This window comes from Pseudomonas sp. S2_E01, from assembly GCF_054668365.1.
Map to the genome: position 1 here is coordinate 2319385 of NZ_CP162762.1, position 23087 is coordinate 2342471.

Here is a 23087-nt window from a genome sequence, read left to right on the forward strand (position 1 = left end):
CCCGCGAAGGCGGTGTGTCAGCTTGCACCTGTCGAGACTGAAAACCGCTTTCGCGGGCAAGCCCCCTCCCACCATAGGATCTGCGTTAATCCTTCAATGCTGTGCTCAACGGCAACCGTGCCATGTGCTGCTCCTTCAACGAACCGAAATACAACCATTCCCCATACTCACGCACAGTGGTAATCGGCGAGTAACTGTCGCTGCTGCCGTCCTGCAGGTTGGCGATCACCTTGCCTTCCACATCCAGCCCCAGCGCAAACCCGCGTTTCTCCACCGGCTTGGGCAGCACCAGCAGCGCGCGCGTGATCACCTTGCGCAAGAACGGATGCGGCGCCGTGGCATCCAGCAGAGCGTTGCGAGGTGCATACAGCGCTACCCAGAAGCGGTCTCGGCCATTGAACGCCAGGTTGTCCGGCAACCCCGGCAGATTGTCGATGAACAGGTCGTGAGTACCGGCCTTCGGCCCGCTTAGCCAGTAGCGGGTGATGCGGTAGGCGCCGGTTTCATTGACCAGCACAAACGCATCGTCCGGGCCCAGGGTCACGCCGTTGGCGAATTCCAGCTTGTCCAGCAGCACTGCGGTTTTGCCCGTCTGGAAGTCATAACGCAGCAGGCGCCCGTCGCCGCCGTGTTCGATGATGGCTTCACCGTCGTGGCCGTAACCGAAGCGGCTGGAGGCGTCGCTGAAATAGGCGTAATGCCCAGGCTTGTCGATAGCCACATCGTCGGTAAAGCCGAAGGGCACGCCATTGGCCGTGGTGGTCAAGGCCACCAGCCTTCCTTGTGCGTCCAACGACAGCAGGCCCTTGACCGCGTCGGCGATCACCAGCAAGCCGTTGGGGTGACGTGCCAGACCCAGGGGCCGACCGCCCGTGTCGGCCAGCAGCTTGGTGGTCTTGCCGTCTAGGGTGGTGCGGATCAGCCGGCCGTCATGCAGGCCGGTGATCAGCGCGTCGTTCTCCAGCAGCAGTGCCTCCGGCCCGTCGATACCGTCGGCACCCACGCGCTCAAGGCCCTTGAGCCTTTGGTTGTCGGCATAGGGGCCGCTGGTGAGCGATGGCGCCGGAGCCGGCGCCCAGGCGAGCGGTTGCACCTTGGTAGGCATCAGCAGCAAAAACGCGACAATGGCAACGAACACCGACAGCACCAGATGATGAATCCTGATGGTTCGCCTCACGCGGTGACTCCTGCCGGGTCCAGGTGTTTCTCGACCGCGTTGCGCAAGGCAATCAGAGACGCAGCGGACTCCCGATCGATGCGCCCTTTGAGCAGCAGATGATTGGCGACCCGCAGCGCCAGGCCACTGAACTGATACTCCAGGGTGCGGACAAACTCCGTGCCGTCGCCTGCGGCCGCGCATTCGTAAGTCAGCAGCAGCGACAAATCGTTATCGCCCTGGGCACGCGCACACCAACGGCGGCCGGGCAGATACTCGGTGACCACCCAGCTCAGATGCCCATCGCGACTGCCGGCGCGTATGTCTTCCTCGAACCGGGCACCGGCGTGCAGGGCACCGTCGGGGCCTTCAATCTTCAGGGATGAGGGATGCCACTGCGGCCAAAGGGTCACGGTGCTGGCGTAGGCGAGTACGGCAATCGGGTTGCCGGCGATGCTGATGTGATGCTGCATGCGGGTCATGGGCATTCTCGTCGTGTCCGGGCAGGTGGGTTCGGGCTCCCAGTAGAGGGTGCCGAACAGATAGTCCATCAGGGGGAAAACGATGTTGAAGTTGCGCTCCTGCATCAGTTCGCGACGGTGATGCAGTTCATGCAGGCGGCGCATCTGGCGAATCCAGGGCCAGCGCGTCAGCGGGTTGGAGTGTGGCAGGTGTTCACAGGCGTGGAACACCTCATAGGCCAGGTAACCGAGTACCAGAAAGCCAGCGACGAGACCGGCGACGTTGGCATCGAACAGTTGCAGCAGCCACCAGATCGGCAGGCTGATGAGCAGCGTGTGCACCACGACCAGCCAGGCTGGAAAGAGGATCACGCGCCAGTCCCGGGCGCTGTCGTACGCCATGCTGCCGGGGGCAAAAAAACTATGGTGGTCACCGGCATGGCGCGCATAGAACAGGCGAGCGAAGCTTTTCTTGTGATGCCCCAGGTGACGATGTACGCAGTAGACGCCCAGATTGAACAGCAACAAGGTCGCGGGCACCGCCAGCCATTGCAGAACCTGCACCTGATGCACGTTGCTCCAGAATGCAGTGATGGCCGATACCCCGAACAGCAACACAAAGGTGCCATGCAGCCAAGGGTTGTAACGGGGATGGATGGCCGCCCGGTAGCGGCTGCGAAATGCTTCGGTGGTCTGCCTCACTGCATTCACCTGCGTTTTTTGTTATCCCAGCAGATTAGCCGATCTCTGCGCACTCGCAGGGCCGAACTTGTGGGGACACAAACGCCATGTTCCGGTGTATCAGGTCAGTGGATTCCAGCGTTGCGACCAGTCATCGTCGGAACGGATCACTTCACGAAGCAGATCGAACGCCCGTTGCAGGGTCACCGAGTCACGGTCGCGGGAATAGACGAGGTAAGTCGGGTAGCTGAATTCGGGAGACTTGGGCACCTGTTCCAGGACGCCACTTTGCAGGTAGCTCTGCACCACGCGGGTCCGGAAGTAGCCGCTGCCACCGTTCTCCAGAATGTACTGCAAGGCCAGTGGGCCGAGGTTGAAACTCAGGGCTGCCTTGGCTTTCTCGGGCAGCGCAGCATCGTGCTGACGCCGGAAGTCCTGGCCCCAGTCGATGTAGACGTAAGGCGACTCGCGACCGGGCTGGCGCACCAGGATGAGTTTTTCTTCCAGCACCTGCTCCACTTGCAGGCGCGGCCAATACTCCGGCTGATAGACCAATGCCGCGTCCAGCACGCCCAGTTCCAGTTGCCGCAGCAGGTTTTCGCCGTCGCGGATCTCCATGCGCAGGGCATGGCTGGGGATTTTTTCGCGCAGTTCACCGGCCCAACTGAGCATCAACGGGTTGCACAGGCTGACCTCGCCACCGATGTGCAGCACGTCGTGATAACCCTCGGGCAGCGGCAAATCGCGCCGCGCCGCTTCCCAGGTTTCTACCAATTGGTTGGCATACACCACAAAGGCTTCGCCGTTGGGCGTAAGACGGGCGCCGGCGCGATTGCGCACGAACAGGGTGCTGCCCAGTTGACTTTCGAGCTTCTGAACCCGCGCGGTGATCGCGGTCTGGGTGACGTGGAGCTTTTCGGCAGCAGCAGCAAGGCTGCCGTGACGAACGATTTCCAGAAAGGTGCGAGCGAGATCGATATCCATGGGGCGGCCAGTCGGTAAAGTGCTGGCATTGTAAGACCATCCCTCCGTAGGAGCGAGCTTGCTCGCGATGGCGAGACATGGGGCACTGCAAAACGACGAAACCCGCCACAGGGGCGGGTTTCGTAGGCTTTCGCGGCAATCTTACGCCGGGAACAACTCGGACAGTTTCATGGCCAGCATCATGTCACCTTCGGCGCGCAGCTTGCCGCCCATGAAGGCTTGCATGCCGTCGGTTTCGCCGCTGACGATGCCTTCCAGAGTTTCGCCGTCCATCACCAGGGTCACCTGGGCGTCAGGGTTCTCGCCTTCTTTCAGTTCGCAGGTGCTGTCCTTGACGATCAGCGAGAAGTTCTTGGTCTCGTCGATGCGAAAACCGAAGACCAGGTCCAGACCGGCAGCAGCGGCTGGGTTGAACTTGGCTTTCATTGCTTGTACGGCATCAGCTACGGAGGTCATGGTTCGATCCTTTTTGGGTTGATTACAGCCAGGGTCACAGTAGTCCGGACTCAGCGGAAAGTGATGAGTTCCGGGGCTTTCAACAGTTGCAGGTGCGCATGACTGTTGAAAGAAGCCAGTGCCACCTCGCGACCACGGAACTTCAGATGGTTGAGCGAGGTGTTGACGATTTGCCAATTGAGTTCAAATGCCTGGCGGGCAGGCATTTGGGTAATCAGGTGGAGCAGGGCGGTGATGGTGCCGCCGGAAGTAAATACAGCGATCTTCTGGGTGTTGTCGGCGTTGTCCAGGATCCGGTGCAGGCCGGCGTGGACCCGTTCGACAAAACCCAGCCAGCTTTCCAGGCCCGGGGTGTCATAGGTGCCGGCCAGCCAGCGCTCGATGATCAGGGCGAAAATGCGCTGGAATTCGGCACGGTTCTGGGCGGCGTTACGCAGGATGTCCAGCGCTTGGGGTTCTTCGTCGAGCATGGCCGGCAGCAGGGCTCGGATAACGGCGTCGGCATCGAATTCATTGAAGGCCGCATCAGTTTCGACGATCGGCACTGGCAGGCCCACGGCGGCGAACTGTTCCAGTGCGCTGCTGGCGGTATGTTGCTGGCGGCGCAGGTCGCCCGAAACGCAGCGATCAAGGCTCAGGCCCAGTTCAGCCAGGTGTTGGCCGAGGACTTCTGCCTGGCGGATACCGGTCGGCGACAGGACGTCGTAATCGTCTGCACCAAAGGAGGCCTGGCCATGTCGAATCAGATAAATACTGCCCACGTCCGCGTCGTCCCGGTACGTTGAAGGTTCGGCGAGGTTATGAGGATGAGGGTGAGCTGTCAATGAAAAAACATACGCTTGTTTGAAATGCTCGTTACAGGCCTGTTGCCAAAGGTTTCCCGGCTGGCCCCATGGCCGGCGCATGGGTATGCTGGTGCCATCCCGCGCGCGTTGTGCTGCGCATCGTATTGAAGGAGTCCCTGTGGAGTTTTTGACCGAATACGCGGTTTTCCTGGCCAAGACCGTGACACTGGTAATCGCCATCCTGGTGGTTCTGGCCAGTTTTGCGGCATTGCGCACCAAGGGTCGACGAAAATCGACCGGCCAGTTGCAAGTGAGCAAGCTCAACGATTTCTACAAAGGGCTGCGTGAGCGCCTGGAACAAACCTTGCTGGACAAGGATCAGCTCAAGGCCCTGCGCAAGGCCGAGGCCAAGACCGACAAGAAGCAAAAGAAGAAACCGGAAAGCAAGCCACGGGTGTTCGTCCTGGATTTCGACGGTGACATCAAGGCTTCGGCGACGGAAAGCCTTCGCCACGAAATCACCGCGTTGCTGACCCTGGCGACGCCCAAGGATGAAGTGGTGTTGCGCCTTGAAAGCGGTGGCGGCATGGTCCACAGCTACGGGCTGGCATCCTCGCAGTTGGCGCGCATCCGCGACGCCGGTGTGCCGCTGACCGTGTGCATCGACAAGGTAGCGGCCAGCGGCGGCTACATGATGGCGTGCATCGGCGAGAAGATCATCAGCGCGCCGTTCGCGATCCTGGGTTCAATAGGTGTGGTCGCGCAGTTGCCCAACGTCAACCGCCTGTTGAAAAAGCACGACATCGACTTTGAAGTGCTGACGGCCGGCGAGTACAAGCGCACCCTCACCGTGTTTGGCGAAAACACCGAGAAGGGCCGCGAAAAGTTCCAGGAAGACCTGGACATCACTCATCAATTGTTCAAGAACTTCGTGGCGCGCTATCGCCCTCAACTGGCCATCGACGAAGTCGCCACCGGCGAAATCTGGCTGGGTGTGGCCGCATTGGACAAACAACTGGTCGATGAGCTGAAAACCAGCGACGAGTACTTGGCCGAGCGTGCAAGGAAATCCGAGGTATACCACCTGCATTTCGCCGAGCGCAAAAGCTTGCAGGAACGTATCGGCATGGCAGCCAGCGGTTCGGTCGATCGCGTGCTGTCGAGCTGGTGGAGCCGTCTGACCCAGCAACGTTTCTGGTAACTGTCACGAAGGTCCTGTCGGCGCATGCCCGCACAGGACCCGGTGCGGTACATATCTGTTTTAACGTCTCTCAATCCTGTTGTTTTCTAGCGCTCAACCATCGGCCATTTGCGCTTTTTCCATCAAAAATTCGACCTTAAGCTGAGGGCTCTTATCAGTTTCTAGGTCGTTCAACATGGATGTGAACACGAATACCCAACTGCCTCTTGGCCTGCGCGATGAATTGCGCAGGCTGATCGACAGCGCGTTACCCAAAAATCCCGCCCAGCTTGCCGAACAGTTGATCCGGGAGAAGTGGGGGGCCGCCCTCGATCCGCAAACGGCGCAACTGGTCACCCTGCATTACGATTACTGGCTACGCGCCGAGCCGGGCGGCAGTCATATGGGACACGTCGCCCTATCCCAGTCGCTGGTGCAGGTGCTGTTGTCCAACTACCAGACCGTAGGCGACGGTCGTTTTGGCGAAAGTGCTTTCGGGTTTTATACGCCGCCCGATGTGGGGCCGGTGATGCGTCTGATGCAGGCACCGCCGTCGACTGATGACCACCGCACGTATGAAGGCATCTACCGGCGTGCTGATCCCCAGGTCTATGAACCGCAAACGCAGCTCGACCTGAGGCCTGCCGATTTCAAGCAATGGGTGTGGCAGCTGTTCTTCGATGAGCGGTATCAAGCGTACGTCGACATAACCTGGCCCTCGGACGAGACGATACTGGGGAGCACGGCCTATGACCTGCGCACCTCGACCAAGGCAGCTTTTGTCATGAGTGCGTGGTTACAGCATCGTGAGCACTGCCTGTCCGACAAGGGCATGGCACTGGCAATGAGTGCGGCAGGGCTGGCGCCGGGGCAAACCTGGGGCCAACTGACCATGGCGCAATTGCAAGCGTCGACACGCCTGACCGCCGATATCCAGGTCAGCCGACTCAAGATCTACCGCTACATCGCCACGGATATCTGGTGCTACTGCGAACGCAGCAGTGGCCGGCTGCTGATGTACATCCCGGGCAACTCGTCTCCGCTGCATGAGTTCATCGATGCCAGGCACCTGCGTCGATGGATTGTGGTGCAGGGCAAGGCTGACGCAGCCCGCCAGGCACTGGCGGCGCACTTCGCCGAGGAGGATCGCCGCGATGGCACTTTTCACGCCGGAGTCGTCACCGCGCTCGAGGGGCTGGCGATTTATCCGCAGCAGCATCGATTGGGCAAGGAGGCCGGCTTCTTCAACAACGATGGTTACTGGGATCCGGCCGATTACATTGGTTTTGAGTTGCCGCCCAAGGGCACGGATCCCTTTGCGCAACTGGTGCTGAGCATGAAACAGGCAGCCCAGGCCAGCGTCAAAACCATTCGCAGTGACGCCCAGGTCAATCGCGACAATCTGAGCGCCGTAGTCGAGCCGATCGTGCAATGGGCCAACCGGTTCGGCCCGCTGGCGTTGTTTGTTCCAGGGGGCGAGGGGGTCCTGGCGCTCATGGGGCTGATCGACGCAGGAGTGGGCCTGGACCAGGCGCTCGAAGGTCAAACCGCCAGCGAGCGTTCCCAGGGCGTGGTTCGCACGGTGTTCGGTTTGCTCAATGCACTGCCATTGGCGGTGGAGGTGGCTTCGCTGGGACGTGAGGGCACAACGGCGGGCGAGAGCCTCCGTGAGCCAGGCACCGCAGAGGTGGTATCTGACCCGATCCTGAACACTGCGCAAACGCGCACCGATCTGTTGAGCGGTATCGTCGCACCGCTGGGGACCTTCAGCGAGGAGGTGCTTTCGCAGATCGCCAAGGTGAGTGACGTAGGCAACGACATGCTGCGAGTGATCCAGGCCGGGCGCCCACCAACGCCGATGCTGGCAGACACCCTGGCGCGTTTTCGTCTCGATCAGGAAGTCGCCGGGCTCACCGAGTCAGCCGCTGCGCGTAGCCAGTTGTTCAATCGCCGCTACCAGGCAATGCAAACGAGTGAACATGAAGGGGTGCGCCTGTTTCAGCGGCAATATCCCGATCTGCCCAGCGCGGTGGTGGAGCAAATGTTCGACCGTTGCGGTTTTGACTTCACTGCTGCGGTGGACGGCGCGCAGGCCAAGCGCCTGTTCAAGCAACTGGACGGCAAGGCTCGCCAGTACCAGCAACATGTGCGCCTCAATCGGGTTTATGAAGGCCTTTATCTGCGTTCGATCGTGTGCCCCGAGACGGACATCCTGGCGCTTCATTCGCTGGAAAGTTTGCCCGGGTGGCCCAAAGGCGTGCGCATCGAAATTCACGACGGTTTCAGCACCGGTCGGGTATTGGATCGCATCGGCCCGCTCGATACGCTCGATTGCCGTCGACTGATCAAGGTCGCGCAGGGCTATCAACCCTTCAGCCTGTCACCCTCGGGCGCAGGGGCTGCAAACCTGTACGACGCCGTTGCAGGCGTTCTGTCCCCGGAAGAACGAACGGTGTTGAGTCTGCCGCCCGAGGGTGCTGGCAACGAGTTGCGCCTGAGGGTCGGTCGGCAGCCGTTACCCCGGCCGGCGCTGGCCCTGGGCCTGGGTCGAATGGACTCGGGTTTGCCTTTTGAGGCACAGGGACTGCGCGGGGGCGGCTATCCCGACACGCCTCAGGGCAGGGCCTTGACCCATGCCATGATGCAATCGCAGATCAAGGACCTGTACCCGACGATGACCCGCGAGGAAATCGATGCGCTTCTGCTGCAACTGGGCGGGACAGCCCAGGCTTACATCGACAGGACCAAGCAGCAGTTCCTGCAACTGTATGAGGATCTGGAGGTTTGGCTGGAGAGGGTGGCCGTGGACATCGACGACATGGATGTTCACTTCTTGCACATGGGCGATCCCGGTACGGCGGGTATGACCGACGCAGAACTCGCGCAATGGAACGCCCAGCGGGTGCAAGACACGATCGATTATGAGCGCGACAGCCGGGGCGAACTGGGTGATGAGTTGATTGCCATCCTGCAGAAGCGCGCGCCCGAAGCCGGCAGCCATTATTCGGGAAATGCCACGGACGGTTTCACGATGGACATGAACAACGAGGATTTTCACTGTTTGCCGTCGCTGAATATTCGTTTCAACGATGTCATCGGGTTGAAGATGCAAAACCTGCAAATGATTGACCGGGAGAGCCTGGACGGCTTTCTCGAGGCCTTCCCAAACCTGCGTACCTTGACGCTGGAGAAGACCGATCTGCGAATAGCTGACGCTACCGGAGTGTTTCGGGGGGCAGTGCCGTCAACCATTGCTCAGTTGCAGCACCTGACTTCACTGAATCTGCGCCTGACTCACTTGACCTTCAGCGAGGACAATGCCGGGCTGTTCAGTAGCTTGGTGAATCTACAATCGCTGGACCTGAGTGACAATCCGCTGGCGGTGCCTCCGGTGGTCATCGGCATGGACCAGTTACAAGTGCTCAGACTCAACAATACCGGTATTGACAGGTGTCCTATCGGCATTCGGGATCAGCCGCACATGACGTTGCTGGATCTGCGCAATAACCGGATCCGTCGAGTACCACAGGCGATTCTCAATCAGGCCATTGCCAGGGACCGCGTGCTGCTGTGGAACAACCCCATCACCGATCAAGACACGCTGCATCGGCTGGTTTTGCACCGCCGACAAACGGGACTCAACCTGTGGTTGAGTTCACCTTCGCTGCATTACTGAGAGGCGGCAGGCTGGTTGGACGGGATCGAACGCGGGCAGCGGGAGGCCAGGTTGCAGCTCTGGCAACGGTTGCTGCTCAAGCCGCGTGGCAACCGATTTCTGGCGGCAATCAACGCATTGACCCTCACGGCCGATTTCCAGATCAGTTATCTGGAGATACAGACGCGTGTCTGGGAACTGCTGTCTGAAGCCGATGCTTCGCAGGAATTATGGCGGCGATTGACGCAAGGGATACCCGTGCCGACAGGGATCTTTGACAATCCGTACTCCGTGTTTTCCGCACTGGAAGACCGAGCCCGGGTGCACCGCGATTGGGTGGCTTTGGGACGACCGTTCCCAGTCGAACCAGGCGAACCCTGACCCAGCAACAACTGTAGGAGCGAGCTTGCTCGCGATGGAAGCCGGGGCAACGCGGGGTGTCAGGCATCCCGCGTCATCGTTGACCACCATCGCGAGCAGGCTCGCTAGCGGCGACGGAACAGCGGCAGCGGTTCGTCAGTGGCGGCCTGATAGGTCACCGAGAAGTCCTTGAGGCTTTCAAGGGCTTCGTACGGGTCTTTGTCGGCGCGCAAGGCGAAGGCGTCGAACCCGCAACGATGCAGGTAGAACAGTTGATCGCGCAGTACATCGCCAATCGCCCGCAGCTCGCCCTTGAAACCATAACGGTCACGCAGCAGTCGGGCGTTGGAGTAGTTGCGACCGTCGGTGAAGGCCGGGAAGTTCAGGGCGATGACCTGGAACTTATTGGCGTCTTCACCGATTTCCTCGGCTTCTTCGTCAGCGTCCAACCACACACCCAGCCCGCCATCGCGGGCCAGGAGCATGCGGCCGTGCTCACGCCACAACTGCAGCGGCACGATGTAGTCGTCGCAGTTGCTGATTTCGTCGATGTTGAAATCCTTGGGCAGCAGGTGCCAGGTTTCGTCGACGACTTCGTTGTTCTTAATGATTCGCTGCATAGACGCGCTCCTTGAAGAGGTCGATACCGATGCGCTGATAGGTGTCGATGAAACGCTCTTCATCGGTACGTTGTTCGACGTACACGTCGATCAGTTTGGAGATCACATCCGGCATGTCGTCCTGGGCAAAGGACGGGCCGAGGATCTTGCCCAGGCTGGCATCGCGGCTGCCGCTGCCACCCAGGGACACCTGATAGAACTCTTCGCCTTTCTTGTCCACGCCGAGGATGCCGATGTGGCCGACGTGGTGGTGACCACAGGCGTTCATGCAACCGGAGATGTTCAGGTCCAGCTCGCCGATGTCGAACAGGTAATCCAGGTCGTCGAAACGGCGCTGGATCGATTCCGCGATCGGGATCGACTTGGCGTTGGCCAGGGAGCAGAAATCACCGCCAGGGCAGCAGATGATGTCGGTCAGCAGGCCGATGTTCGGCGTGGCAAAACCTTGCTCGCGCAATTCACCCCAAAGAGTGAACAACTGGCTTTGTTCGACGTCGGCCAGGATGATGTTCTGCTCGTGGGACGTGCGCAGTTGGCCGAAGCTGTAGCGTTCGGCGAGGTCGGCAACGGCGTCGAGCTGCTTGTCGGTGATGTCGCCCGGCGCAACGCCGGTCGGTTTCAGTGACAGGGTAACGGCCACATAACCCGGCTTCTTGTGCGCCAGGGTGTTGCGGGTGCGCCAGCGGGCGAAGCCCGGGTGCTGCTGGTCGAGCTCGGCCAGTTCGGCGCCGATATTGTCGAGTGCCTTGTAATCCGGGTCGACGAAATGCTTGGCGACGCGATGCAGTTCCGCTTCGGTCAGCGTGGTCTGGCCACCGCGCAGGTGTTCCATTTCCGCTTCGACTTTCTGCGCGAACACTTCAGGCGTGAGCGCCTTGACCAGAATCTTGATCCGCGCCTTGTACTTGTTGTCGCGACGGCCATAGCGGTTGTACACACGCAGAATGGCGTCGAGGTAGCTCAACAGGTCTTGCCACGGCAGGAATTCATTGATGAACGCACCGACCACCGGGGTACGGCCCAGGCCGCCGCCCACCAGCACGCGGAAGCCGACTTCGCCAGCCGCGTTACGCACTGGCTCCAGGCCAATGTCGTGGACTTCGATGGCGGCGCGGTCCGAGGTCGAGCCATTGATGGCGATCTTGAACTTGCGCGGCAGGTAGGCGAACTCAGGGTGGAACGTGGTCCACTGACGAACGATCTCGCACCATGGGCGCGGGTCGATCAGTTCGTCGGCAGCGACACCGGCGAACTGGTCAGTGGTGACGTTGCGCAGGCAGTTGCCGCTTGTCTGGATGGCGTGCATCTGCACGGTGGCCAGTTCGGCGAGAATGTCCGGGATGTCTTCCAGCGCCGGCCAGTTGAACTGAATGTTCTGCCGGGTACTGATGTGGGCATAGCCCTTGTCGTAGTCGCGGGCAATCTTGGCGATCATGCGCACTTGACGCGAGGTCAACTGGCCGTAAGGCACCGCCACTCGCAACATGGGTGCGAAACGCTGAATGTAGAGCCCGTTCTGCAAGCGCAGGGGGCGGAATTCTTCTTCGCTCAGCTCGCCTGCCAGATAGCGTCGGGTCTGATCTCGGAACTGCTTGACGCGGTCCTCGATGATCCGCTGATCGTACTCGTCGTATACGTACATATAAGTCCTGTTCTCAGGCTGGGCTGGTCGGATCCAGTGGCGTTTGTCGCTGACTGAAGTCTCCGAACCGCCTCGGCAATTCTGCGCGCACGGCCGCGCACTCCCAACGGAGCCGGGGCAAGATACCAGTTTGCAGTTATGCGCAAAAGTGATGTTTGAGTATATGTAAAGAACCAAAACGACTAACGAGAATTGTTATTGCTATACCCGCATTTGTCGTACGGGCAATCGTCGTCTTTACTCTGCTCGTGTCTTCGTGCAATCACCGACAAAACCGACAAGAGGCGATGCAATGAGCAACCCTACCAAAGCTTCAAAGCCTGACAGTACGGTCGACGCTTGGGCCATTCTGTTTCTGATCATCCTGGTCGTGGGCACTGCGGTGTTCTGGGTGAGCCATCAATAAATGACCCGTCCGGGCCCGGTTGCGCAGATTGTCGGACAATCTGCGTAATTAGCGCCTTTTAAAACGATTCGCTGGCTATAATGCGCCGCGAATTCGGGGGCTCGGACGATCAATGCTGAAGTTTTTCTACACCTTCTTGCTGGTGCTGGGCGCAGGTTATGGCCAAGGCGCGCGTGCCGAGTCGGTGTTGTTTCTCAATCCCGGTGAGGTCGACGAGGCGTTCTGGGTCAGCTATTCGCAATTCATGCAGGCCGCCGCCACCGATCTGGGCATTGACCTGCGTATCGTCTACTCCAGGCGCATGCCTGAACTGACGGTGGCGCAGGCGCGCGAGGCGCTGCACGGACCCAATCGTCCCGACTACCTGATGTTCGTCAACGAGGAATACATCGCCCCGCAAGTCATGCGTCTTGCGCAGGGTAGCGGCGTCAAGCTGTACATGGTCAATGCATCGCTGACGCCCAGTCAGATGAGCCTGTTGGGCGAGCGCCCGGATCGCCTGGGCAGCCTGGTACCCAACGACGAGGAGGGTGGTTACCTGATGGCCAAGGAGCTGATTCGCCAGCATCGGCCCGTGGCGCCCGGCCAGACCATCGAAATGCTCGCGTTTTCTGGCCTGAAGATCACGCCATCTGCACAACTGCGCGAAAAAGGCATGATGCGTGCCCTTGGCGAGCACCCCGAAGTACGTTTGCGGCAACTGGTCTATGGCGGCTGGACGCATAAGCGGGCGTACGAGCAGGCGAGGTTGCTGCGCCATCGCTACCCGAATGTTTCGCTGGTCTGGTCGGCCAATGATCAAATGGCCTTTGGCGCAATGCAGGCCTACACAGAGGCCGGCCAGGTGCCCGGCAAGGACGTGCTGTTCAGTGCGGTGAATACCTCGAAGGAGGCGCTGTTGGCAAAGGTGGAGGGACGCTTGAGCGTGCTGACAGGGGGGCACTTTACCCTCGGGGGCTGGGCACTGGTGCAGTTACATGACATCGACCGTGGCGTGGACATCAGCCAATACGGCGGTCGGGATCGACAGGTCCCTCTGCTGCAACTCATCGACACGGCTACCGCCAAGCGATTGCTGGCCATGGGCGATGAGCCGGATTACAACGTGGACTTCCGCAAAATGTCCGCCCAAGGGCGGCCTGGCGGGTATCGCTATCCGTTCAACCTGCAAACCCTGATGCGCTAGACCCCGGCCAGCAACAGGACCAGTTGCACGATGCCGTACAGCGACAGGGCGAATACCGCCGTAAAGAGCACACCCAGGATCACGAAGTGACTGGGTTTGCCATGGGTAAAATCCCGGGCCCGGTTCTTCCCGCTCTGAACCCCGAACGCTGCGGCCATGACGCTGTGCAGCATTTGCCAGAAGGTCGGCGGTTTGTTGTCGATTGGATCGTCCATAAACCCCTCGTCTTGAAGTCTGCCTGTTGAGCATAGACAAAATCCGGCACCCAGCAGGGTCAAGAACTATCTACCGCCCACCACGGGGTCACCCATGATGTGCTGGACGCTCCCACTCTCAGGAGCAAAAGCATGTCTCACCCGCACGTCACCCGCAGCATTCACGCGCCATTGCTTGAGCAGTCGATCCCATATTGGGTGAACCAGGCAACGCCTCAGCACCTGCACGCGCTGAAAAGCGCCAATGCGCCACTGCCGGCCTGGTATCGAGAATGCTCAAGACAACAACGCAAGGCGTTCGACGAAAGCCTGGTCGCCCACTTCATTGCGCAGAACCAGTGGTCCAGGGCGATGACGGGCTTGCAAGACATTCAGGCTTTCGGCGAGCCGCTGCTGCGCGAACACCTGAAAGCCGAGTTCGATGTCGATCTCGACGTTAACCACACCTTTTTACATTTGCTGAAACCCATTGAAGTAGGCCGCGTGATCTCCATCGAAGTGGGCTCCTTCGAAGTGTCGCAAAGGACATTGTTGCAAGCGGCACTGCACAACTTTGAAGAAGCCGAGTGCGAGCTCGATGCCTATCACCGGGCGTCCGGGTTTGTCGTCAAGTCCGCGCAGTCGGGGCGTTTCGAGGCGCTCGGCACCTCCATGACGGTGAGCCGGTTCATCCATGCCTGCCGAGTGCTGGACATTGGCGGGCAGTATCAGCAGTACCTCAAGGCCTTCGTATACCCCGACGCATCGGCCACGCAGCACGCGATGCGCGAGCAGTTCAATACGGTGCAGAAAACCGCCCTGCGCACGGCGGCTGAGCGGGCCTTGCTGCAAAAAGATATCGAACCTGAGGATTACACCTCGATTCTGGCGATCATCCAGGGCGAACGAAATCCCCGACAGGGCGAAAAGCGTATCGGGCTGTGCGAAATGACCCTGATGAATCGACCGTTGACCGGCTGCATCGGCTTCGCGATTGGCAAAACCCTCGAGACGCCCGAAGACCTGCTGCTTTTCATCCCCGACGATCCGCATCATCCCTTGAAGCGCTATAAGCCTGGGCAAGTGGAGGCGACGCTCAAGCAGCACTTTACTGCCCGGGGCACAGACGCGGGCAGTCCCACCGCCTACCAGCAATTTTTCAGCCGGTTTGTCGCTTATGCCGATCGACCGTACTTCTTCAGCCAGTTCACCGTGGACGCTCCCGACACCCCGTTCATCAGCGAGCTGCGGGCGCACTATTCCCTGATCAGCGACGTGATCAATGGGCTCAGTCGATTGCCCAGCACCCAGGTCGAACAGTTGGCCCCGGCGCCGGCCATTCGCCAGGTGGCCAACCCCGAGCCGTTTCTCGCACCGTTGTTCGTCCTGCTCGAAAGGGACGGTGATCACAACATTGATCTCTGGGATTGGCTGTTCGAGCGACATCGCCAGCAGCAGATCGCCGATGCCCTCAGTTACGCCGTGCCGTCGGCAACTGTCGATGCTCGGGAACGCGACGCCCTGTTCGATAAATTGCTGAACATTGGCATGCTGATCCTGGGCTCGGTCTCGATGTTCGTGCCGGTTCTGGGTGAAGTCATGATGACGTTGATGGCGTGCCAGTTGCTGGCGGAGTCGATCGAGGGCGTGGTCGAATGGAGCGAGGGCGATCGCCAGGCTGCCAAGGCACATTTGTTGGATGTTGCGCAGAACCTGCTGTTGTTGGGGCTCACTGCGAGTGCTGGCAAGGGGCTGTCGAAGTTGTCGGCAGTCGAGCCAACGCCGGTGATTGAGGACCTGCACCCGGTCACCTTGCCTGATGGCAGCGCACGACTGTGCAGGTCGGACATGGCCGGTTATGAAGTGCCAGGCGCCTTCGACCCCGATACCGGGCCGGATGCCATGGGCCGTTACACGTTGGACGACAGGTCGTTTATCCGCCTCGAAGGCAAGGTCTACGAGCAGGTTTTTGACCGTGATCTCAAACGCTGGCGCATCAGGCATCCAACCGATGCGCAGGCCTATCAACCGGTACTGGCGCACAATGCAGCCGGCGCCTGGCGCCACGTCCTGGAAAACCCGTTGAGCTGGAGCCGCTTGAGACTGCTGCGGCGAATGGGCCATATCACCGATGCGTGCAGCGATGAACAACTGCTCACGATCGCTGACATCGCCGGGGTCAGTGATAACGCGTTGCGCCGGATGCACATGGACAACCGCTTGCCACCACCGGAGCTTGCCGATGCGCTGCGGCTATGGGGTGCCGACCGCGACGTCACACAGGTGATTGAACAGGTGGTGAGCGGCGAGCTCATCGACGAGCGTTATTTGCACGCAGTGCCGATGATCACGGAGTTACCGCGTTGGCCGGCGGGGCGAATCCTGCAGGTATTTGAAAAGCCAGGCCTGTCTGGCCTTCGGGCCGAGTACGGCCAGGCCCCGCTGGAGGCTGGTGCGCCGGTGAAACCGCCGATTCGCATGAGTCGATACGATGTACTCACCGCGCAGTTGCCGATGCGGGTACTGGAAGCCCTGAACGAAGCCGAGACCGTCGCGTTGTTGGGTGCAGAGGCCGCGCAAAACCGTGGCTGGCGCGCCCAGGCATTGAGGGAGCAGATCGCCGCTCACGCCCGAACCAGACGGTCATCACTGTTTGAAAGCTTTTATCGCCGCAATGCTCAGGCCACTGCGCTGGCCGACCCGTTGCAACGGGTGTACCCCGGCCTCAGTGATGCCGCGGCGAACGAAGTGCTGGCCCATGCCAGCGCCGTGGACATGGCCATTGTGAGGAACACCACCAAGGTGCCACGGTCAATGCTCCGGGAGGCACGCTGGTACGCCAGGCGTGGTCGCTTGACCCGCGCGCTGGCAAAGCTGCACATGCGCAACATGCTGTCAGCCGATGCACGGCACCTGGCTGTACACACGCTTGAGCGATTGCCGGGCTGGTCCGATGAGGTACGCCTGGAGATCCGCGAAGGGAGCATTACGGGGCGGCTGCTCGATGCCATTGGCCGCCGGACGGCAGCGCAGCGTTGCCACGTGGTGAAGAAAGGCCCGTTCTACCAGGCGTTCAACGACGACGGCGAAGCGCTGAACCAACCCTCGGCTTCCATCGACCATTTCCATGCCGCGCTCCTGCATGCCTTGCCCGCGCCAAGCCGGCAAGCACTCGGTATGCCTCTGGTCACCGACAGTCCCGCGTTGCAGCGAGCCATCTGCCGATATGCGACGGAGCATGTCGAGCACAGTGCGGCGATCCTGGAGCCGCAGAGTCGGCATGGCCGTGCATTCCGGCCCCCACAGCGGATCCGGCAGAACCTGGTGGGCTACCCGGCAAGCGGCGAAGGGCTGGTCGGTTCTTCCGGGTTAAATGTAGGGTTGGTGTTACGCCTGCAGCATCTGTATCCCGACCTGGAAATGGCCGAAGCCAATGCAATGGTGCTCGCGCTGCTGCGCGCCGGACAAAACGATGTACAGATCCTGCAGATGCTCGAAGGACTGCGCGAGCAATGGCTGACACTTGAACAAACCCTGGAGGATTGGGTGACCCACGGGGGTGACCTTGAACACAAGGCAGGTGTCGCCCTGAGTTTGCGCAATACCTGGCGGGGCAGGCCATTCGCCGCTGAAAACGCGGCCTACCGGCAACTCGACCTGGTGTGCGATGAACCCCTGCCGGCGCTGACAGCCAATTTTTCTCACGTGTGGACGTTGCGCCTGCGTGTGCCCAATTCCACCGACCAGCAGATTCGCGAGTTGCTCCATAACTTTTCAGGCCTGCAATACCTTGATCTGCGGGGTAACCGCCTGATAGTCGACCCGATTGCCCCGCAGAACGCGGGTCGGCTGCGCAAGCTCGATCTTTCGGACAACCCGTTGTATCAATTCGATGTGAGTGCCATGACGGATCTGGAGACGCTGATCATGGAGGGCACGCCGCTGCAACAATGGCCTCGGGGCGCAGACAGGTTGCCGCGCCTGAGCTGGCTCGACCTGCGTGGCACGCTGATTCGCGAGCTGCCGCCCGAAGCGTTGGCGCGGGATGAATTGTTGATCAACACCAACCTGACAGGAGCGCCGTTATCGAATTCCGCCCGGCAACAACTGCAATTGGCCAGGCGTCGATGCGAATCAGCCTTAGGCCTGCCCGATGGTGCGTTGCACACGTTCGCCCTGGAGCCTGTCCCGGATCACGCCTTACAGCCTTTTGAAAACGGCTCGCTACTTGCCAGCCGATTGCTGCCACTGCCACCGGCGCTGCCTGCCGCCGAAAGTGTGCCGTCATTTGTCGGTCGCTTGCGCAGGGTTGACCCTTCATTGACCGAGGGCGAGGCCCTGGAAGTCATCGAGGGTTGGCGCGTTGGCGCGGACGATACCTGGGTCGACGCGCATGTCGAGGAGTGGGGGCACCGGTTCGAAGCGATCACCCGGCAATTGAACGGTTGGATTTTTCATCGGCGCACAGGCAGCGCCGCGTACGGTGGGCGTTGGACAGCTTCCGAGCGCCGCAGCAAAGCGGCAGGGCGGATCATGGCGTGCTGGAAAGAAGGTCTGAACGCCATGTCCCGGGAGCGCGTGCCCACGCTGGATCTGTCGAGCATCGCTGGCCTGGGGGAGCTGCCTGAAATGCCGACAGGTTTCGGACATGTGCAATCGTTGAACCTGCGCGGCGTGGGATTGAATGAAGCCGACGTCCATGGCTTTCTCCCGGTGTTCAGCGGGTTGCGCTCGCTGGATCTGAGCCTTAACAGCCTGGAGCGTGTGCCGTCGGCGGTCGCTGCCATGACACGTCTGCAAACATTGGGATTATCCAGCAACCGTCTCAGCGATCTGCTGGCCTTGGGGCAGGATCTGGGGGCGATGGCACAGCTTGAATCGTTGCGGTTGAGCTACAACCGGATCAAGACCTTCGACGGTGCAGGCTTGCAAGCGTTGCGCGGGCTACGCAAGCTGGAAATGAACTACAACCAGATGAACCGTTTCGTAGGCCCCATTCCCGAGTCGCTGCAAAGCCTGCATCTCAATGGCAATGACCTGCGGGAGTGGCCTGAAGGTGTCTTGCAGGCGCCAAACCTGGAAGAGTTGAGCCTGGCGGGAAACCCGATTCAGGATATCCCTCAAGAGGCGTTCGATGGCAACCATGATCGATTACTGAGGGGCACGCACCTGTTTGGCATCCTGCGCTATTTAACGACGGACACCCTCGAACGGCTCCTGGCTCACCTCGACCGGGTAGGTGGGAACAAGGTGCTGGGCATCTCGCGGGATAACATCGAACGATGGCTCGCCAATCCCGATTGGGCGGCGATGGACGCGTCTTCCACCGACAGCGCCGAAGAAATGTCCGGGAGACGCCGCAGATAACCAAGCTTGCTAGCGATGGTGGTTAACGATGACACGAGCGGCCTGATGCCCCGCGGTGCCTGATCTTCCTGATCTTCCATCGCGAGCAATCGAGCGTCGACCGTATGGTGTTCGCAAATCCCCTGTAGGAGCTAGCTTGCTAGCGATGGTGGTTAACGATGACACGGGCGGCCTGATGCCCCGCGGTGCCTGACCTTCCATCGCGAGCATGCTCGCTCCTACAGGGGGGCATCAATCGTCATAACCCAGGTTCGGCGCCAGCCAGCGTTCGGTCACGCTCAGTTCCTGGCCCTTGCGCGAGGTGTAGCTCTGCACCTGGTCCTTGTCGACCTTGCCCACGGCGAAGTACTGCGCCTGAGGGTGCGCGAAGTACCAGCCGCTGACGGCTGCCGCCGGGAACATGGCGTAGTGTTCGGTGAGGAACACGCCGCTACGTCCGGCGCGCATTTCGGCGGCCTCGGGGTCCAGCAGGGCGAAGAGCGTGGCTTTCTCGGTGTGATCCGGGCAGGCCGGGTAGCCTGGCGCCGGGCGGATGCCGCTGTATTGCTCTTTGATCAATGCCTCGTTGTCCAGCGCCTCGTCCGTGGCGTAACCCCAGTAGTCCTTACGGACCTGCTGGTGCAGCCACTCGGCACAGGCCTCGGCCAAACGGTCCGCGAGGGCCTTGACCATGATCGAGTTGTAGTCGTCGCCGGCGTCCTGATAAGCCTTCGCCACTTCTTCGGCGCCGATGCCAGCGGTGGTGATGAAACCGCCCACGTAGTCGGTCAGTTCGCTGTCCTTGGGCGCAACGAAGTCTGCCAGGGAGAAGTTCGGCTTGCCGTCGGTCTTGATAATCTGCTGGCGCAGGTGATGCAGCCTGGCCAATGGTTTGCCGTCATCGCCGTAGAGTTCGATGTCGTCGTCATGCACCTGATTGGCCGGCCAGAAACCGAACACCGCACGGGCGCTGATCAGTTTCTCGTCAATCAGTTTGGCGAGCATTTCCTGGGCGTCTGCATACAGCGCGGTGGCCGCTTCGCCCACCACTTCGTCCTGCAGAATGCGAGGGAACTTGCCCGCCAGGTCCCAGGAAATAAAGAACGGTGTCCAGTCGATGTACTCGGCGAGCACCTTCAAGTCGATGTTATCCAGCACCTTGGTGCCGGTGAAGGTCGGCTTGACCGGCTGGTAGGAACCCCAGTCGAACTGCGGTTTCTTGGCGATGGAGGCGGCGTAACTCAGGCGCTCGGTGCGGGCACTGCGGTTGGCCGTACGTTCGCGGACCTCGATGTATTCACTGCGGGTTGTCTCGACGAAACCGGCCTTGAGCTCCTTGGACAGCAACTGCGTCGCCACACCCACGGCGCGGGAGGCGTCGGTGACGTACACCACCGCATCATTGCTGTATTTAGGCTCGATTTTCACCGCGGTGTGCGCCTTGGAAGTGGTGGCGCCACCGATCATCAGCGGCAAGTGGAAGTCCTGGCGCTGCATCTCGCGCGCCACGTGGACCATTTCATCCAGCGATGGAGTGATCAGGCCCGACAAACCGATGATGTCGCACTTTTGTTCCTTGGCCACCTGCAGGATCTTCTCCGCCGGCACCATCACGCCCAGGTCGACGATGTCATAACCGTTGCAACCCAGCACCACGCCGACGATGTTCTTGCCGATGTCGTGCACGTCGCCCTTGACCGTGGCCATGAGAATCTTGCCCTTGGCCTCCGGCTTGTCACCTTTTTCCAGTTCGATGAACGGGATCAGGTGCGCCACGGCCTGCTTCATCACGCGGGCAGATTTCACCACCTGCGGCAGGAACATCTTGCCGGCGCCGAACAGGTCGCCAACGATGTTCATGCCGGACATCAGCGGGCCCTCGATCACTTCGATGGGGCGGGCGAACGACTGGCGCGACTCTTCGGTGTCTTCGACGATATGGGTGGTGATGCCCTTGACCAGTGCATGCTCCAGACGCTTGTTGACGTCCCAGTTGCGCCACTCTTCGGTCTCGGCTTCCTTGACGCTGCCGTCACCCTTGTATTTGTCAGCGATGGCGAGGAGGGCGTCGGTGCCTTCCGGGGTGCGGTTGAGGATTACGTCTTCCACGGCGTCGCGCAGTTCGGTCGGGATCTGGTCGTAGATTTCCAACTGGCCGGCGTTGACGATACCCATGGTCAGGCCGTTGCGGATCGCGTACAGCAGGAACACCGAGTGGATCGCCTCACGCACCGGGTTGTTGCCACGGAACGAGAACGATACGTTGGACACGCCACCGGAGGTCAGCGCATAGGGCAGCTCGTCACGGATGTAGGCACAGGCGTTGATGAAGTCCACGGCATAGTTGTTGTGTTCTTCGATGCCGGTGGCCACGGCGAAGATGTTCGGGTCGAAGATGATGTCTTCCGGCGGGAAGCCCACTTCGTTGACCAGAATGTCGTAGGAGCGTTTGCAGATCTCTTTCTTGCGCGCTTCGGTGTCGGCCTGGCCGGCTTCGTCAAAGGCCATCACCACCACGGCCGCGCCGTAGCGCTTGCACAGTTTGGCGTGGTGAATGAACTGCTCGACGCCTTCTTTCATGCTGATCGAGTTGACGATGCCCTTGCCCTGGATGCACTTGAGGCCGGCTTCGATCACGTCCCATTTCGAGGAGTCGATCATGATCGGCACGCGGGAGATGTCCGGTTCACCGGCGATCAGATTGAGGAAGGTCACCATGGCCTTCTTCGAATCGAGCATGCCTTCGTCCATGTTGATGTCGATCACCTGGGCGCCGGCTTCGACCTGTTGCAGGGCGACTTCCAGGGCTTCGGTGTAATTGTCTTCACGGATCAGGCGGGCGAATTTGGCGGAACCGGTGATGTTGGTCCGCTCGCCGACGTTGACGAACAACGACTGGCGATCAATCGTGAACGGTTCCAGGCCGGACAGGCGGCAGGCTTTGGGGATGTCCGGAATCTGGCGCGGCGCATAACCGGCCACGGCCTTGGCGATGGCTTCGATGTGACCTGGCGTGGTGCCACAGCAGCCGCCGACGATGTTGAGGAAGCCGCTCTGGGCGAATTCTTCGATGACCTTGGCGGTTTGCGACGGCAATTCGTCGTACTCGCCGAATTCGTTGGGCAGGCCGGCGTTGGGGTGCGCGGAAACGTGGGTGCCGGCCTTGTTCGACAGCTCTTCCAGGTAAGGACGCAGTTCACTGGCGCCCAGGGCGCAGTTCAGGCCGACCGAGATCGGCTTGGCGTGGGCCACCGAGTTCCAGAACGCTTCGGTAGTCTGGCCGGAGAGGGTGCGGCCGGAGGCATCGGTGATGGTGCCGCTGATCATGATCGGCAACTCGATGCCCAATTCCTCGAACACGCCTTGAACGGCGAAAATCGCCGCCTTGGCGTTGAGGGTGTCAAAGATCGTCTCGATCAGGATCAGGTCAGCGCCGCCTTCGATCAGGCCTTTGGTCGATTCGGTGTAGTTCTCCACCAGTTCGTCAAAGGTGACGTTGCGGTAGCCGGGGTTATTCACGTCCGGGGACAGCGAGCAGGTGCGGCTGGTCGGGCCCAGCACGCCGGCGACGAAGCGTGGTTTGTCGGGCGTTTCGAGGGTTTTTGCGTCGGCGATCTTGCGCGCCAGCCGTGCGCCTTCTACGTTCAACTCGTAGCTCAAGCCTTCCATGCCGTAATCGGCCATGGAAATCCGCGTGGCGTTGAAGGTGTTTGTTTCAAGAATGTCAGCGCCGGCATCCAGGTAGGCTTTCTCGATGCCACCGATCACGTCAGGGCGCGTCAGCACCAGCAGGTCGTTGTTGCCCTTGACGTCGCTCGGCCAGTCGGCGAAACGCTTGCCACGGTAATCCTGTTCTTCGAGCTTGTAGCTCTGGATCATCGTGCCCATGCCGCCATCGAGAATCAGAATGCGCTCTTTGAGGGCGTGCTTGAGTGCTTGAAGGCGAAGGCTGCGATCGGACATTAGAACTACTCG

14 protein-coding genes are annotated in these 23087 nt (G+C 60.5%); 5 read left to right on the forward strand and 9 right to left on the reverse strand.

The genetic code is table 11. The annotated features are described in order from the left end of the window. Window positions 1-85: 85 nt before the first annotated feature. From AB4O36_RS10680 to AB4O36_RS10700, 5 genes are all read right to left on the reverse strand, one after another. Window positions 86-1177 (reverse strand): SMP-30/gluconolactonase/LRE family protein, encoded by a 1092-nt coding sequence (locus AB4O36_RS10680; protein WP_460141683.1) that lies wholly within the window; start codon window positions 1175-1177, stop codon window positions 86-88. Beyond that, on the reverse strand, window positions 1174-2319 hold the full coding sequence (locus AB4O36_RS10685; protein ID WP_460141684.1) for a sterol desaturase/SRPBCC family protein: 1146 nt from the start codon (window positions 2317-2319) through the stop codon (window positions 1174-1176). Before AB4O36_RS10685 ends, AB4O36_RS10680 begins: the two co-directional genes overlap by 4 nt. 99 nt (window positions 2320-2418) lie before the next feature. After that, on the reverse strand, window positions 2419-3282 hold the full coding sequence (locus AB4O36_RS10690) for a LysR family transcriptional regulator (RefSeq protein ID WP_460124720.1): 864 nt from the start codon (window positions 3280-3282) through the stop codon (window positions 2419-2421). Between the two features lie 141 nt (window positions 3283-3423). Continuing rightward, window positions 3424-3738, reverse strand: a complete 315-nt coding sequence (locus AB4O36_RS10695; RefSeq protein WP_460124723.1) for an SCP2 sterol-binding domain-containing protein — start codon at window positions 3736-3738, stop codon at window positions 3424-3426. A gap of 50 nt (window positions 3739-3788) precedes the next feature. Then, complete coding sequence (locus AB4O36_RS10700; protein WP_460141685.1) at window positions 3789-4499, reverse strand: histidine phosphatase family protein; 711 nt, start codon at window positions 4497-4499, stop codon at window positions 3789-3791. Window positions 4500-4701: 202 nt separating this feature from the next. Here AB4O36_RS10700 and sohB point away from each other — a divergent pair, with 202 nt between their 5' ends. The 3 genes from sohB to AB4O36_RS10715 all read left to right on the forward strand — a co-directional run bounded on the left by sohB (window position 4702) and on the right by AB4O36_RS10715 (window position 9739). Then, the gene (gene sohB, locus AB4O36_RS10705; RefSeq protein WP_460141686.1) at window positions 4702-5724 is read left to right on the forward strand and encodes a protease SohB; all 1023 of its coding nucleotides are present in this window, start codon (window positions 4702-4704) and stop codon (window positions 5722-5724) included. Between the two features lie 175 nt (window positions 5725-5899). Beyond that, the gene (locus AB4O36_RS10710) at window positions 5900-9379 is read left to right on the forward strand and encodes a leucine-rich repeat domain-containing protein (protein ID WP_460141687.1); all 3480 of its coding nucleotides are present in this window, start codon (window positions 5900-5902) and stop codon (window positions 9377-9379) included. 51 nt (window positions 9380-9430) lie between these two features. Beyond that, window positions 9431-9739, forward strand: a complete 309-nt coding sequence (locus tag AB4O36_RS10715) for an NEL-type E3 ubiquitin ligase domain-containing protein (protein ID WP_460141688.1) — start codon at window positions 9431-9433, stop codon at window positions 9737-9739. Between the two features lie 104 nt (window positions 9740-9843). Here the strand turns inward: AB4O36_RS10715 and AB4O36_RS10720 are convergent, their stop codons facing one another. Continuing rightward, the gene (locus tag AB4O36_RS10720) at window positions 9844-10338 is read right to left on the reverse strand and encodes a DUF934 domain-containing protein (protein ID WP_460124735.1); all 495 of its coding nucleotides are present in this window, start codon (window positions 10336-10338) and stop codon (window positions 9844-9846) included. Then, entirely contained in the window at window positions 10322-11980 is a 1659-nt protein-coding gene (locus AB4O36_RS10725; RefSeq protein ID WP_460141689.1) for a nitrite/sulfite reductase, read from the reverse strand. Before AB4O36_RS10725 ends, AB4O36_RS10720 begins: the two co-directional genes overlap by 17 nt. A 518-nt stretch (window positions 11981-12498) precedes the next feature. Here AB4O36_RS10725 and AB4O36_RS10730 point away from each other — a divergent pair. Continuing rightward, the gene (locus tag AB4O36_RS10730; RefSeq protein WP_460141690.1) at window positions 12499-13572 is read left to right on the forward strand and encodes an ABC transporter substrate-binding protein; all 1074 of its coding nucleotides are present in this window, start codon (window positions 12499-12501) and stop codon (window positions 13570-13572) included. Here the strand turns inward: AB4O36_RS10730 and AB4O36_RS10735 are convergent. Beyond that, window positions 13569-13787 (reverse strand): DUF2970 domain-containing protein, encoded by a 219-nt coding sequence (locus AB4O36_RS10735; protein ID WP_460124743.1) that lies wholly within the window; start codon window positions 13785-13787, stop codon window positions 13569-13571. The two genes, AB4O36_RS10730 and AB4O36_RS10735, sit on opposite strands and share 4 nt — an antisense overlap. 132 nt (window positions 13788-13919) lie before the next feature. Between AB4O36_RS10735 and AB4O36_RS10740 the strand changes: the two genes are divergently transcribed. Beyond that, entirely contained in the window at window positions 13920-19133 is a 5214-nt protein-coding gene (locus tag AB4O36_RS10740; protein WP_460141691.1) for a dermonecrotic toxin domain-containing protein, read from the forward strand. Window positions 19134-19364: 231 nt separating this feature from the next. Here AB4O36_RS10740 and metH read toward each other — a convergent pair whose 3' ends face one another. Beyond that, on the reverse strand, window positions 19365-23075 hold the full coding sequence (metH, locus tag AB4O36_RS10745; RefSeq protein WP_460141692.1) for a methionine synthase: 3711 nt from the start codon (window positions 23073-23075) through the stop codon (window positions 19365-19367). Window positions 23076-23087 lie beyond the last annotated feature (12 nt).

Coding starts and splice junctions, on each gene's coding strand:
- AB4O36_RS10695 (WP_460124723.1), bottom strand. CDS start 3,738: ATGACCTCCGTAGCTGATGCCGTACAAGCAATGAAAGCCAAGTTCAAC.
- AB4O36_RS10725 (WP_460141689.1), bottom strand. CDS start 11,980: ATGTACGTATACGACGAGTACGATCAGCGGATCATCGAGGACCGCGTC.
- AB4O36_RS10730 (WP_460141690.1), top strand. CDS start 12,499: ATGCTGAAGTTTTTCTACACCTTCTTGCTGGTGCTGGGCGCAGGTTAT.
- AB4O36_RS10735 (WP_460124743.1), bottom strand. CDS start 13,787: ATGGACGATCCAATCGACAACAAACCGCCGACCTTCTGGCAAATGCTG.
- metH (WP_460141692.1), bottom strand. CDS start 23,075: ATGTCCGATCGCAGCCTTCGCCTTCAAGCACTCAAGCACGCCCTCAAA.
- AB4O36_RS10740 (WP_460141691.1), top strand. CDS start 13,920: ATGTCTCACCCGCACGTCACCCGCAGCATTCACGCGCCATTGCTTGAG.
- AB4O36_RS10690 (WP_460124720.1), bottom strand. CDS start 3,282: ATGGATATCGATCTCGCTCGCACCTTTCTGGAAATCGTTCGTCACGGC.
- AB4O36_RS10720 (WP_460124735.1), bottom strand. CDS start 10,338: ATGCAGCGAATCATTAAGAACAACGAAGTCGTCGACGAAACCTGGCAC.
- AB4O36_RS10710 (WP_460141687.1), top strand. CDS start 5,900: ATGGATGTGAACACGAATACCCAACTGCCTCTTGGCCTGCGCGATGAA.